The organism is Stenotrophomonas sp. YJH_SMC_19 (assembly GCF_059367915.1).
Genome location: NZ_JCAFRI010000019.1, coordinates 14152 through 26873 on the forward strand (window position 1 = coordinate 14152; position 12722 = coordinate 26873).

At 63.4% G+C, this 12722-nt stretch carries 15 protein-coding genes; 4 read left to right on the forward strand and 11 right to left on the reverse strand.

Translation table 11 applies throughout. The features are described 5' to 3' along the window. Positions 1–34: 34 nt before the first annotated feature. From AC5P5R_RS17095 to AC5P5R_RS17105, 3 genes are all read left to right on the forward strand, one after another. A complete protein-coding gene (locus tag AC5P5R_RS17095; RefSeq protein ID WP_043035284.1) occupies positions 35–1237 on the forward strand; it encodes an amino acid aminotransferase in 1203 nt (400 codons plus the stop codon). Between the two features lie 249 nt (positions 1238–1486). Further along, positions 1487–2503: a class 1 fructose-bisphosphatase gene (locus AC5P5R_RS17100; protein ID WP_012478654.1), complete on the forward strand. Its 1017-nt coding sequence runs from the start codon at positions 1487–1489 to the stop codon at positions 2501–2503. A 108-nt stretch (positions 2504–2611) separates the two neighbouring features. Next, on the forward strand, positions 2612–3322 hold the full coding sequence (locus tag AC5P5R_RS17105) for a 2OG-Fe(II) oxygenase (protein ID WP_049461425.1): 711 nt from the start codon (positions 2612–2614) through the stop codon (positions 3320–3322). 62 nt (positions 3323–3384) lie between these two features. On the opposite strand, the gene AC5P5R_RS17110 is transcribed toward AC5P5R_RS17105, so the two are convergent. The 3 genes from AC5P5R_RS17110 to AC5P5R_RS17120 form a co-directional block, all read right to left on the reverse strand. After that, on the reverse strand, positions 3385–3855 hold the full coding sequence (locus AC5P5R_RS17110; RefSeq protein WP_224119319.1) for a hypothetical protein: 471 nt from the start codon (positions 3853–3855) through the stop codon (positions 3385–3387). Between the two features lie 687 nt (positions 3856–4542). Continuing rightward, positions 4543–4725, reverse strand: a complete 183-nt coding sequence (locus AC5P5R_RS17115; RefSeq protein ID WP_049461435.1) for a hypothetical protein — start codon at positions 4723–4725, stop codon at positions 4543–4545. A 297-nt stretch (positions 4726–5022) separates the two neighbouring features. Beyond that, the gene (locus AC5P5R_RS17120; protein WP_224119318.1) at positions 5023–5634 is read right to left on the reverse strand and encodes a hypothetical protein; all 612 of its coding nucleotides are present in this window, start codon (positions 5632–5634) and stop codon (positions 5023–5025) included. A gap of 300 nt (positions 5635–5934) precedes the next feature. Here AC5P5R_RS17120 and AC5P5R_RS17125 point away from each other — a divergent pair, with 300 nt between their 5' ends. Continuing rightward, positions 5935–6240, forward strand: coding sequence for a hypothetical protein (locus AC5P5R_RS17125; protein ID WP_134945559.1), 306 nt, complete (start codon positions 5935–5937; stop codon positions 6238–6240). A gap of 148 nt (positions 6241–6388) precedes the next feature. On the opposite strand, the gene AC5P5R_RS17130 is transcribed toward AC5P5R_RS17125, so the two are convergent. From AC5P5R_RS17130 to AC5P5R_RS17165, 8 genes are all read right to left on the reverse strand, one after another. Further along, a complete protein-coding gene (locus AC5P5R_RS17130) occupies positions 6389–7480 on the reverse strand; it encodes a PA0069 family radical SAM protein (RefSeq protein ID WP_049395276.1) in 1092 nt (363 codons plus the stop codon). Between the two features lie 101 nt (positions 7481–7581). Continuing rightward, a complete protein-coding gene (locus AC5P5R_RS17135) occupies positions 7582–8325 on the reverse strand; it encodes a pyridoxine 5'-phosphate synthase (RefSeq protein ID WP_164281751.1) in 744 nt (247 codons plus the stop codon). A 9-nt stretch (positions 8326–8334) separates the two neighbouring features. Next, on the reverse strand, positions 8335–8604 hold the full coding sequence (locus AC5P5R_RS17140; RefSeq protein ID WP_005411742.1) for a hypothetical protein: 270 nt from the start codon (positions 8602–8604) through the stop codon (positions 8335–8337). Positions 8605–8644: 40 nt separating this feature from the next. Continuing rightward, the gene (gene cls / locus AC5P5R_RS17145; protein ID WP_012478630.1) at positions 8645–10105 is read right to left on the reverse strand and encodes a cardiolipin synthase; all 1461 of its coding nucleotides are present in this window, start codon (positions 10103–10105) and stop codon (positions 8645–8647) included. A gap of 102 nt (positions 10106–10207) precedes the next feature. Beyond that, positions 10208–10621 carry an ExbD/TolR family protein gene (locus AC5P5R_RS17150; protein ID WP_005411740.1) on the reverse strand — a complete coding sequence of 138 codons (414 nt, stop codon included), beginning with the start codon at positions 10619–10621 and terminating at the stop codon, positions 10208–10210. Positions 10622–10624: 3 nt separating this feature from the next. Beyond that, positions 10625–11050 carry an ExbD/TolR family protein gene (locus AC5P5R_RS17155; RefSeq protein ID WP_005411739.1) on the reverse strand — a complete coding sequence of 142 codons (426 nt, stop codon included), beginning with the start codon at positions 11048–11050 and terminating at the stop codon, positions 10625–10627. A 62-nt stretch (positions 11051–11112) separates the two neighbouring features. Next, entirely contained in the window at positions 11113–11874 is a 762-nt protein-coding gene (exbB, locus tag AC5P5R_RS17160) for a TonB-system energizer ExbB (RefSeq protein WP_005411738.1), read from the reverse strand. A gap of 94 nt (positions 11875–11968) precedes the next feature. Then, positions 11969–12637 (reverse strand): energy transducer TonB, encoded by a 669-nt coding sequence (locus AC5P5R_RS17165; RefSeq protein ID WP_005411737.1) that lies wholly within the window; start codon positions 12635–12637, stop codon positions 11969–11971. Positions 12638–12722 lie beyond the last annotated feature (85 nt).

Below are 12722 nucleotides of genomic sequence, written 5' to 3' on the forward strand. Positions count from 1 at the left end.
CCTCCCCCTTTCCGTCTACCGAACGAGTACCGCCGTGTCCTTCTTTGCAAACGTGGAACTGGTCCCAGGCGACCCGATCCTGGGCCTGACCGAGGCGTACAACGCCGACAGCCGCCCGACCAAGGTCAACCTGGGTGTGGGCATCTACTACGACGAGAGCGGCCGCATTCCGCTGCTGCGCGCCGTCAAGCAGATCGAGCAGCAGCTCGCCGCCGAGGCCAAACCGCGCGGCTACCTGCCGATCGATGGCCTGCCGGCGTACACGCAGGCGACGCGTGAGCTGGTGTTCGGCAAGGATTCGCCGCTGCTGGCCGCTGGCCGCGTGACCACCGCGCAGACCGTTGGTGGCAGCGGTGCGCTGCGCGTCGGCGCCGACGTGCTGAAGAAGCTGCTGCCGCACGCCACCGTTGCGCTGAGCAACCCGAGCTGGGAAAACCACCGTGCGGTGTTCAGCGCCGCTGGTTTCGACGTGCTGGATTACACCTACTTCGACCCGAGCACCCATGGCGTCGATTTCGACGGCATGCTGGCCGACCTGGGCAAGCTGGAAGCCGGCACCGTGGTGCTGCTGCACGCCTGCTGCCACAACCCCACTGGCGCCGACCTCACGGTCACCCAGTGGAAGCAGGTCGCGCAGCTGCTGAAGGACAAGCAGCTGTTCCCCTTCATCGACATGGCCTACCAGGGCTTCGACAAGGGCATCGAGCAGGACGGCGCCGCCGTGCGCATCATCGCCGAAGCCGGCATCGACAGCTTCATCGTCGCCAACTCGTACTCCAAGTCGTTCTCGCTGTACGGTGAGCGCGTGGGTGCGCTGTCGATGGTGGCGCCGACCGCCGCTGACGCCAAGGCGGTGCAGTCGCAGGTCAAGCGCGTGATCCGCACCATCTACTCCAGCCCGTCCACCCACGGTGCCGCGCTGGTGGCCGGCGTGCTGACCAACCCGGAACTGCGTGCGATGTGGGAGCAGGAGCTGACCGAGATGCGCGAGCGCATCCACGCCCTGCGCCAGGGCCTGGTCGAGAAGCTGGCCGCTGCCGGTGCACCGCAGTTCGGTTTCATCAACGAGCAGGCCGGCATGTTCTCCTACTCCGGCCTGAGCCGTGAGCAGGTCGAGCGCCTGCGCGACGAGTTCGGCATCTACGCCGTCGGCACCGGCCGCATCTGCGTGGCCGCGCTGAACCAGAACAACCTGGAATACGTCGCCAAGGCCGTGGCCACCGTCGCCAAGGGCTGAAACAACGCTCCAGTAGCTTGAAGACAAAGGCGCCGAAAGGCGCCTTTGTTTTTTTGCTTTTGCTCTTGCCTTTGCCATCCCCACCGCGCTCGCGGCGAACCCTGAAGCGCGCGGGAGGGGGAGGCTCGACAAAAGGAAGGCGCCACGAGCGCAACGCATCTGGAAACGATTACGCCTTCCCGCGCTCACGCACGGCCCCGCCATACGGGCGACAATAGGCGTTTTCCCGCTGCCGAGACCTGCCCGCTCATGTCCCGTACTTCGTTGACCCGCTTCCTGATCCAGGAACAGCACGCCGGCCGCATCAACGCCGACCTGCGCCAGCTGATCGCGGTCGTCGCCCGCGCCTGCACCAGCATCTCCATCGCCGTCAGCAAGGGAGCCCTCGGTGGCGTGCTGGGCGATGCCGGTACCGGTAACGTGCAGGGCGAGGCGCAGAAGAAGCTGGACGTCATCAGCAACGAGATCCTGCTTGAAGCGAACGCCTGGGGTGGCCACCTCGCCGCGTGCGCCTCGGAGGAAATGGACCACAGCCAGCCGGTGCCGGACATCTACCCGCGCGGTGATTTCCTGCTGCTGTTCGATCCCCTCGACGGCAGCTCCAACATCGACGTCAACGTCTCCGTCGGCACCATCTTCTCGGTGCTGCGCTGCCCGACCAATGTCGAACTGCCGGGCGACGACGCCTTCCTGCAGCCGGGCAGCAAGCAGATCGCCGCCGGCTACTGCATCTACGGGCCCAGCACCCAGCTGGTGCTGACCGTCGGCCATGGCACCCACGCCTTCACCCTGGACCGTGAGAAGGGCGAGTTCGTGCTGACCACCGAGAACATGCAGATTCCGGCGGCTACCCAGGAGTTCGCGATCAACATGTCCAACCAGCGCCACTGGGAAGCACCGATGCAGGCCTATGTCGGTGATCTGCTGGCGGGCAAGGAAGGCACGCGCGGCAAGAACTTCAACATGCGCTGGATCGCCAGCATGGTCGCCGACGTGCACCGCATCCTGACCCGCGGCGGCATCTTCATCTACCCGTGGGACAAGAAGGATCCGTCCAAGGCCGGCAAGCTGCGCCTGATGTACGAGGCCAACCCGATGGGCCTGCTGGTCGAACAGGCCGGCGGCGCCGCCTGGACCGGCCGCGAGCGCATCCTCGACATCCAGCCCGACCAGCTGCACCAGCGCGTGCCGGTGTTCCTGGGTTCGCGCGAGGAAGTGGCCGAAGCCGTGCGCTACCACCACGCACACGACAACGCACAGGGCTGACGGCCTATCGCCTGACAGCGGTCATGGCAGAACGATGACATGACCGTGGGGTGACACCGAGGGCGGCAAACGGCACCATCAAGCCGTTGCCGCCTAAGGAATGCACGCATGCACGAGCAGGGCCCGGTCGATTTCATCGAGGTCATCCACAACGCGGTCCCCAGCGAGGTCTGCGCGGCGATCGTCGAGCGCATGCGGGCGGCGCGTGGCCTGCAGCCCGGTGCCGTGGGCAGTGGCGTGTTCCCGGAACTCAAGCACAGCAAGGATCTGCGCATCAGCGGCCTTGATGGCTGGCAGGATGTGGACCATCAGCTGCAGCACGCGGTGTTCAACGGCCTGCTGACTTATCTACGCCGTTATCCACAGGCGTTGATTGCGCCGCTGATGTTGCAGATCCAGGACAGCAACGGCCAACCGCGACGCCTGTCTGCCGAGGACTTCCCTGACATGCCGCAGCAGCAGCTGGCCGACCTGGCCCGCACCTGCCTGCGCCCGGGCGCCATCAACCTGCAGTGGTATGCGGCGGGCGAGGGCGGTTACCCGTACTGGCACTGCGAGCTGTACCCCAAGGATGCGCAGGCCGAGACCCTGCACCGGCACGTGCTGTGGACGCTGTACCTCAACGACGAATTTGAAGAGGGCGAGACCGAGTTCCTGTTCCAGGGGCGGAAGATCGCACCACGCACCGGCAGCCTGCTGATTGCGCCGACGGCGTTTACCCATACCCATCGCGGTAACAGGCCGCAGGGGGGGGACAAGTTCATCGCGACGAGTTGGATCCTGTTCCAGAGCGCGCAGAAGTTGTTTGGGGGACGGTGAGGTCATCGTACTCCTCCCGATTGGAGCCGATATCCAGGCAAGTTCGTTATGCCGTCGGTGGTTTACCGGGCCTCAGGAGAGCAGTAGTAGTCGCCGCCCCTGTCCGAGTCCCAGTAGGTTCCTCCATAGAGCTTCACCGTACTGCCTCTTGTCGTCAGCTCTACCGAGCGTGCCAGGCGATCCTCGCAGAAGACCATCAATCTGTAATGGCGCTGCCGTTTGTCTTTCTGCAGTCGCCACCGCTTCTCTGCGGCTTGTTTGATGAAGAAAGCGGCGATCTGCTCTGGATCAGATTCGAGTTCGGCGTCGAAGACGGCCCCCAGGAACGTGACCTTCGGTAAGAACTTAACGTTCGTGGGATGGACCCCTGAAGGGAGTTCAAAGGTATCGGTAGCAGCGCGCAGTTCTGCTTCTGTTGGCTTTCCGGTCCAATCGCCACCTCCGATGGATCCAAACATTGAAAGATAGGTACCGCCTATCAGGGCCGCAATCACAGCGTATAGAAGCAAATGAGCCAATGATTTCTTCTTCACCAACCATTCCCCCAATCGCCATCCTTCTTAGACAGCTCACCCGGTGATGCACCGCCGCCAATTCCAATACCAATTTCAGTGGAAGTTCCACCGCCGGCGGAATAGTTGATACCTCCACCAACTCCAGCTCTACATTAGGGCTTCGGCTTCCTCCACGGTCTGATCAGGGTTTTGTACATGACCCAGGCAATCCAGCCGCAGACCAACCCAACCCCAGCGACAGTGATTTCCTCTTCCGCGAAAGGAGATCCACTTACCCCTTGATAGACGACGAAGACAGTTGCTCTCAACGACAACAGGGCAAATATCACTACAGGTGCCCAAAGTATGAACTTCATCATTCCCCCGTGTGCAATGCATGGACCAATGCTCGACAACTGGCCGTCTAGACTCTCTGTCCCGACATCTGCGGCATCATGATCTTCTTGCATGTACGGATTACCGGCATGAGGTTCCTCTTTCCGCTCTTGCCTCCGCGGTACTGCCGCCGAGAATCGATGTCAGAAGAGGCAGCATTTTCCCTCAGAACGCGGTGCCAGTACGCGTAACTCCAAGCTTTCCATGCTAGCTGTTGCAGCTTCCAGAACCCGAAAGCCATCAGCCTCAGATTGGCTGTTGCAAGCGGCCGTGGCAAATAGAGTCCAGCTTGCTCGACTTCGCTCCAGATAGAGTCGGGCGGGCTCGACGCTACCGCGGGCGACGGCGATAGAGAATCCCGCCTGCCACAGCGCCGAACACCGCCACACCGAAACCAACGAGCTCTTCTTCTCCAAGCGCGTCGCCGGAGATCGGCTTGCCGCCCGTCAGCAACAGAACGTTCAACGGAAGCATCCACAGGAACGCGATGCCCAGCCAGTAGATGATCCTCATGTCATGTGCTCACGGGTCCGGATACATCGACTTGAACCAGTAGGCGGATCTGTTCCGCATCCATGAGCTGAATTCTCCCGTCTCCAGTTTCCGCAGCTGGCGCATGTCTATTCCATAGCGCTGGAACAGCGAAATCAACTCTCTCATACCTTCGACAGACACCACGCCCGGAATCTGGTTCAACCTGGAGAAGAACGCATCCTCGTCCAGTCGTGATTAGAACCTCAGGGAATAAATTTCTATTTTCAGCATTGCCAGTCGTCGCAGAAGTGATTGCATGCAGGCAGTTCCACCCGGCTATCGGGTGGGACCAAAGGATCCCCAGAGATCGTCGTTTCCTCCTTGCCAGGCACTGAGCTTCTCGACAGGGATTTCCTTCAGTTGACAGGTGAACTGGAGATAGAAGGAACGGTCTTCTTTTCGATAACTGTTCCACCCGACAGCCGTCACTTTGACTTCCATCCGATTATCGCGCTCATGCGGCTGATGTAGTTCTACGTCGACTGAATCGGACAGCCAGTTGTCTCCCTTGTGCACAAAGCCCGCGCCGCCACTGGTGAGGCGTGCATCCACTACCTCCGGCGTCCCTTCCGACGAGGGCGCGTATCGCTTCAAGCTGCCTGTGATCTTGATGTACTGCTGGGAGTCGATCACGCCTGGCGACTCCGAGAAGAGGCGCAGCAGAAGGAGGGTATCGGTGCCCTTGCGCACCCTCTGACCTGTATCTGCCACCCACAGACGCTGTTCGAACTCGTCCAGGCCAGCCGGCATGTCAGTGACGATCGCGGCCTGCGGAACGATGATGCATTCGTGAATGGAGCGAGCTTCCACCTGCACGCTCGCAAGGTAGAGAAGGAGACCACTGGCGTGGAAGCAGTGAGTGCGTTTCATCATGTACAGCACGTTCATGCGGATTCAGTTGCGCGAACGTCTGGAGGGGTGTGCCTGTTCGAAGGGGGATGCCTCCGGATCATGCACTCCCGTCCATGCATCAAGCTGCTCCAGAGACAATGGCTGGGCTCTCAGATGCTCTGACACTGTGGTCGGTGCCTCGCACTCTCCCGGCCATTGCAGTGGGCTTGCAGAGCGAAACGTTGCATCGACCTGGACCTCGATGCCGAAGTCTCCTGCGGAAACCACGGTAATCTGCCCTGCGACCGGCACTGCGTAGCAGCCCGTCTTTCCGGCAAACGCGCTGGACCCTCTGCTATGGAACATCCGTACTCGATCATTTGGGACAGAGAACCGGTCGCCTGCTTTCGCATCAGCGGGGAGCTGGATCGTGAGCTTGCTGAAGGTGGAACGGTCGGTCCTCCACGACGAGCGGAATCGTCTCAGCCCGATCACTCGGCTGTCCCCGGCAACGATCTGGTGACAAGCGAAGAGCCGCTGGCGCGGCTCGACCGTAAGGCAGGTGGGGGCGCGCATGGCAGCGTCTTCAACCACAAACGCACGGGCAGCCTCTGCATCGGTACCACAGAAAAGCAGAAATGCACCACAGCTGAAGGCATGTGAGCGCTTCATGTGCGAACCGATTCGTCGTCAAGCGAACGGCATCGCACTGTCACGGATCCTGGGTCATCCATCTGCATCCCTCCCTGGCTTGCAGGCCATCCGGCCAAGCGCAGATTGTTGCCGGTAAGCCGGGCAGCGGTCCAGCGTTCTAGAACAGACTTCCCTGCGGCGAATCCTTCTTCGGCGTCAGCGGCTTCACGAACCGGCTGCAATCCAGCTTCGGCCAATGGCTGTTCTGCGCATTGAAGCCGAGACGCTTTCGCGCCAGCTTGAAGCGGTTGTTCAACAGATCGGCATACACGCCCTGGCCACGCATGCGGGTGCCGAACTGGCTGTCGTAATCCTTGCCGCCGCGCAGCTGCTGGATGGTGCTCATCACGTGCGCGGCGCGATCGGGATGATGGGTGTCCAACCAATCGCGGAACAGCGGGGCCACTTCCAGCGGCAGGCGCAGCAGCACGTAGCCTGCGGTGCTGGCGCCAGCATCATGCGCGGCCTCCAGCACGGCTTCCAGTTCGCTGTCGTTGATCCACGGAATCACCGGCGCCACCATCACACCGACCGGAATGCCCGCTTCATGCAGGCGCTTCATCGCACGCAGCCGTGCATGCGGCGCCGACGCGCGTGGCTCCAGCTTTGCGGAGAGATGCGGGTCCAGCGAGGTCACCGAGAAATGCACGCTGACCAGGTTCTCCGCCGCCAGCGGTGCGAGCAGATCGATGTCACGCTCGACCAGTGCGTTCTTGGTGATCAGCGAGAACGGATGCTTGGTTTCCAGCATCACTTCGATCAGCTGGCGGGTGAGCTTGAACTTGCGTTCGATCGGCTGGTACGCATCGGTGTTGATGCCCAGCGCGATCGGTTGCGGCACGTAACCCGGCTTCGACAACTCCTTGCGCAGCAGCTGCGGCGCATTGGTCTTGGCGAACAGCTTGGTCTCGAAGTCCAGGCCTGGCGACAGGTTCAGATAGGCGTGCGAGGGGCGCGCGAAGCAGTAGGAGCAGCCATGCTCACAACCGCGGTACGGATTCACCGATTGGCTGAAGCCGACGTCCGGTGAGGTGTTGCGGCTGATGATGCTGCGTGCGGTCTCGGCACGTACTTCAGTGCGCAGACGTGGGGCGAGGAATTCCTCGCTCTCATCAACTGCCCAGCCGTCGTCCACCGCCTCGCTGACGGTGCTTTCAAAGCGCCCGGCAAGGTGGGACGTGGAACCTCGGCCCTTGATCGCGATACCCATTGCGGCAGGTTACGCCGCAGCCGTCTCAATGGCTGCGACGGCTGCCTGAAGGGTTCAGCGCGGTGCTGAGTCGAGCATGGCTCAACGCTACAGGAGAGCGGTCAGAGCAACGCCAGGTACCCGCGCACGGTGGCATCCAGGCCGTCGTACAGCGCCTCACCGATCAGCGCGTGGCCGATCGACACCTCCAGCACGTCCGGCACGTGGGCCAGGAAATCGCGCAGGTTGTCCTGCGACAGGTCGTGCCCGGCGTTGACGCCCAGGCCCACCACCTGCGCCCGCCGCGCCGCAGTGGCGAACAGTTCCAGCATCGCCGCAGCGTCTCCGGCCGCGTGTGCTTCGGCATAGGGGCCGGTATACAGCTCGACACGATCTGCACCGACTTCGGCCGCCTGCTCCAGCAGTGGGTTGCCCGCATCGACGAACAGGCTGACCCGGCAGCCCATCGCCTTCAGTTCGGCGACCAGTGGTCGCAGCCGCTCGGCATCCCGCTCGAAGTCGAAGCCATGGTCGGAGGTGATCTGTCCATCGCCATCCGGCACCAGCGTCGCCTGCGCCGGGCGGGTCTGCGCGCACAGCGGCAGCAGGCCTGGGTAGCCCTCGCGCGGCGGTGCGAACGGATTGCCTTCGATGTTGAACTCGACACCACGCGCGCGGGTCAGCGTGGACAGCGCCAGCACGTCCTCGGCGGTGATGTGGCGGCGGTCCGGCCGCGGGTGCACGGTGATGCCATGCGCACCGGCATCCAGGCAGGCCTGGGCGGCGCGCACCACGTCCGGTTCGGCGCCGCCGCGCGAATTGCGCAGGACGGCGATCTTGTTGACGTTGACGCTGAGCTGGGTCATGGAACGGAACTACTTGGAAAGAGGGGACGGATCGTGGTCGTTGGCGTCGACATTGCGGCGGGCCTGGGCCTGCTCGCGCAGGCGGCGCAGCTCCTCGGCATCGACAAGGGTGGCAGGGTCGCGCTGAAGGTCGCCGAAGCGGGCCACATAGCGACCGCGCACCCAGGCCAGCAGGAAGGCGAGGGCGGCCAGCAGGCACAGGGTCATCAATGCGGCGCTGGGGGTCTTCAGGGCGAAGGCGAAACAGCCCAGCGCCAGCAGCAGGTACAACCAGTACATAGTCGGGCTCCCCGGATGATCGCCGCAGTGTAGCGCTGCGTCAGAGCAGCGGCGAGGCCAGCCGGGCAAAGGCCTCGGGCAGGCGGTGCAGCCACAGCGAACGGCCGGCCTGGTCGTGCACGCGGGTGGCGCGGTCGAACTCTCCCTGCAGCAGCCCGGCCAGAGCGGCGACGCGGTCACGGTCGCTGATCATCATCGACAGCTCGAAGTTCAGGCGGAAGCTGCGGTGGTCGAAGTTGGCGCTGCCAACGATGCAGACATCGTCGTCGGCGATGAAAGCCTTGGTATGCAGCATGCGCGGGCCGTACTCGTAGATCTTCACCCCGGCGTGCAGCAGTTCGTCGAAATAGGAGCGCGCGGCCTGGGTGACAAACCAGGAGTCGCTCATCTTCGGCACCAGCAGGCGTACGTCCAGTCCACCCAGTGCCGCCGAAGTCAGCGCCATCCGCGCCGCTTCGCCCGGCACGAAGTAGGGCGTCACCAGCCACACGCGCTCGTGTGCTTCCTGGATGGCCGCCACGTGCAGGCGGTGGATCGTTTCCCACCCGGAGTCCGGGCCGGAGACCAGTACCTGGGCGTTGATCGCACCATCGCCGCGCAGCGGCATGTCGGCCGGCCACAGACGGGCAATGTCCATGCGCGAGGGATCCTGGCCACTGGCATAGAGCCAGTCCTCGGCGAACACCAGCTGCAGGCTGCGCACGACGTGGCCGCGGATGCGCATGTGCAGGTCGCGGTAGGCGTTCGGCTTGCGGCTCTCGTCTTCATCGTCGGTGATATTGATGCCACCGGTGAAGGCCAGCCGGCCATCGACGATCACCAGCTTGCGGTGCGTACGCAGGTTCAACCACGGCCGCTTGAACGGCTTCAGCAGCTGCCGCGGATGGAACCAGACCGCCTCGCCACCGGCATCGATCAGGGGCTGCAGGAAGCGGCGAGGCAGGGCGGAAGAACCCACTGCATCCAGCAGCAGGCGCACCTGCACGCCGGCACGGGCGCGCTCGACCAGGGCGTCGCGCAGGGCGGTACCGGCATGGTCCGGATTGAAGATGTAGTACTCCAGGTGCACGTGATCGCGAGCCTGCGCCACCGCTTCCAACAGAGCGGCGTAGGTAGCGGCACCATCCACCAGCCAGGTCACTTCGGTCGCGCTGCTCGGCGCCAGGCCCGTGGTGGCCTGCGCGATCTTGGCCAGCTCGGTGCAGTCGGCATCCGGTGGGCAGACATCGCTGTAGTGCTCCATGCCCGAACGTGCGCGTCCGCGGCGCAGCCGTTGCCGCTTCACCTTCTGCGGGCCCAGCAGGTAGTAGATGAACAAGCCGAGGTAGGGCAGCAGCGCCAACGACAGGATCCAGCTCAGCGTGGCGACCGGCTCACGCTTCTGCAGCATGATCCAGCCCGCCAGCGCGAACAGATACAGCAGGTAGGCCACCGCCAGGATCGAGCCAAGGTGGGCGATGCCGTCGAGCCAATGACGCAGGGAGTCGAAGAGGGCGAGCATCCGCCGATCATAGCGGTCCAGGCCGGCAGGCATAAAAAAAAACGCCCCTGTCTCCAGGGGCGTCTGCAGTCGCGTCATGACTGTTGTGTTGCGGTGTAGCGATTACTGCTGCACAAAACCGATCTTCTTCATCTGAGCATTCTTCGCGGCGGCCAGAACCTTGGCCATCACGTCGTACTCGGAATCCGGGCTGGCGTCGATGCGCAGTTCCGGCTGGTTGGTCGGGTCACGCTGGACCTCCTGCTCCATCCGCTGCTGCAGCTCGCTGGTATTGATCGGGCTGTTGTTCCACGAGACCTGGTTGCTGGCGTCGATCTTCAGTTCGATCGGCGGCGGCGGTTCGACCAGCTGCGGCGGTGGGTTGAGCACGCGCTGCGGCAGGTCGACGGCGATCGGGTACGTCATGATCGGCGCGGTCACGATGAAGATGATCAGCAGAACCAGCATCACGTCCACGAGGGGCGTGACGTTGATGTCTGCCATGGGGCCCTTGCCACCACCACTACTGAATGCCATGGCTTATTGCCCCTTTTCTTTGGTCGCGACGAAGCCGACGTCCAGCATGCCCTGCTCCTGCGCGACCTTGGTCAGGTCGTTGATGACGCGCATCTTGGTGGTGCGGTCACCACGCAGGTTCAGCGGCGGCTGCGGGGTCTGCTGGGCGGCGGTCGCCAAGCGCGACTCGAGAGTCTGCTTGTTGATTTCTTCGTCGTTCCAGTAGATCGAGCCGTCTTCCTTGACTGCCAGGGTGATCGGTCCGGAACGCTTTTCAGCGTCTTCCGGCTTCTGGATCAGGTTGGCTTCCGGCAGATCCACCTTGACCTTGTGGGACATCAGGGGCGCCGTGATGATGAAGATGATCAGCAGCACCAGCATCACGTCCACAAGGGGCGTAACGTTGATGTCGGCCATGGGGCCGCCGCTGTTACCACTACTGAAAGCCATAACGGGCTCCGTCTAGATCTTGGTGACTACTTACGTTCGTCGCTGGGTGACGCGCGCCGCAATTAGCGGACGCGCGAGCCGGTGGCGAAGAAGTCGTGCAGGTCGTGCGCGAAGGTATCGAACTTGCTGATGGTCGCGCTGTTGATCTTGCTGAAGAAGTTGAAGGCGAACACGGCCGGGATCGCGACGAACAGACCGATCGCGGTCATGATCAGCGCTTCACCCACCGGGCCTGCAACGGCGTCGATCGAAGCGGAGCCGGTGGCACCGATCTTGATCAGGGCGCCGTAGATGCCCCACACGGTACCCAGCAGACCGACGAACGGAGCGGTCGCGCCGACGGTGGCCAGCAGGGTCATGCCCGACTGCAGCTTGTTGCTTTCGCGGGTGACGGCCTGGCGCAGGGCGCGGTCGACGAACTCCGAACGGCTCAGGTTCTCACCCACGCCGCCGGTGGCGCCGCCTTCAGCGCGCTGGTGGTGCGCAGCAGCCTGGGCAGCGTCCAGGGCGATCTTCGAGAACGGCTCCGAAGCCGGCTGCTCTTCCATGGCACGGATGGCGTCCTGCGCGTTCGGGGTATCCCAGAACAGGCTGACGACGCGATCAGCAGCGCTCTTCAGGCGGGTCGCACGGAAGATGTTGATGACGGTCCAGTACCAGGACATGGCCGACATGGCGATCAGGGTCAGCAGCACGACCCAGGAAACCGCGAAATCACCCGGCTTGGTGGTCATTTCGTGGATCAGGTGCTCGAAGCCCATCTGCGACAGGGCGTTGGACGGATTGCCCCCGGCAGCAGCGGCGATGAAAATTTCCTGCAGCATGACGCTTACCTTTGTTGTGTGTGGTGATAAAGGGTGTAGCTAAGCTAAACAATCGAACCGGGAGCGGGGGTGGCCATGCGGCCACCCGGGCGCATCAGTTCAGCGCAAAGTTGACCGGGACGCGAACGCGACCTGCCGCCTTCTTACCGCCAGATTCAGCGGCGTTGAAGCGCCACTTGCGAGCCGCTTCCATCGCGGCACGGTCCAGGTCGCGGTTACGGCTGGACTTTTCCACCGTGACATTGGTGACGTTGCCGTTGGCATCGACATCAATGATCAGGATCACTTCGCCCTGGATACCCGCGCGGAAGGCGGCCGGCGGGTAGCGCGGCGGATTCATGGCCTTCGACGAGATGTCCACGCTGGCCTCGATCGAGGTCGCAGGTGCCGGCGGCGCGGGGGGCGACGGCGGGGTGACGATATCGCTCGGGCGCGGCTCCGGCACGTCCACGACCGGCGCCTGCGGCGGCGGCGGGACCGGCGACGGCTTCGGCGGCGACAGATTCTTCACCGGCGGCGGCGGAGTATCGGTCGGCGGCGGCGGCGGCGGCGGCGGGGGCGGCGGCGGCGGCGCATCGACGATGGTCACCATGACGTTGCGCTCCTTCTCAGCCACGGCCTTGGGAGCCACGGCGGGAATGAGGAGCATCATGAAGGCGGCCAGATGCAGGGCAATTACAAACGCGATGCCGACGATGCGAGGCCAGCTCAGCCCCTTGTCATCGGGTTGTTCGTACCGGTGAACGACTAGTTGTTCCGTCATGCGCCAAGAGCTCAATAGTGGGGCCGGGATGCCGGGGGCGGAATCCCTGATCAGCGGTGCATGACACCGCAGGAACCTCCAAGCT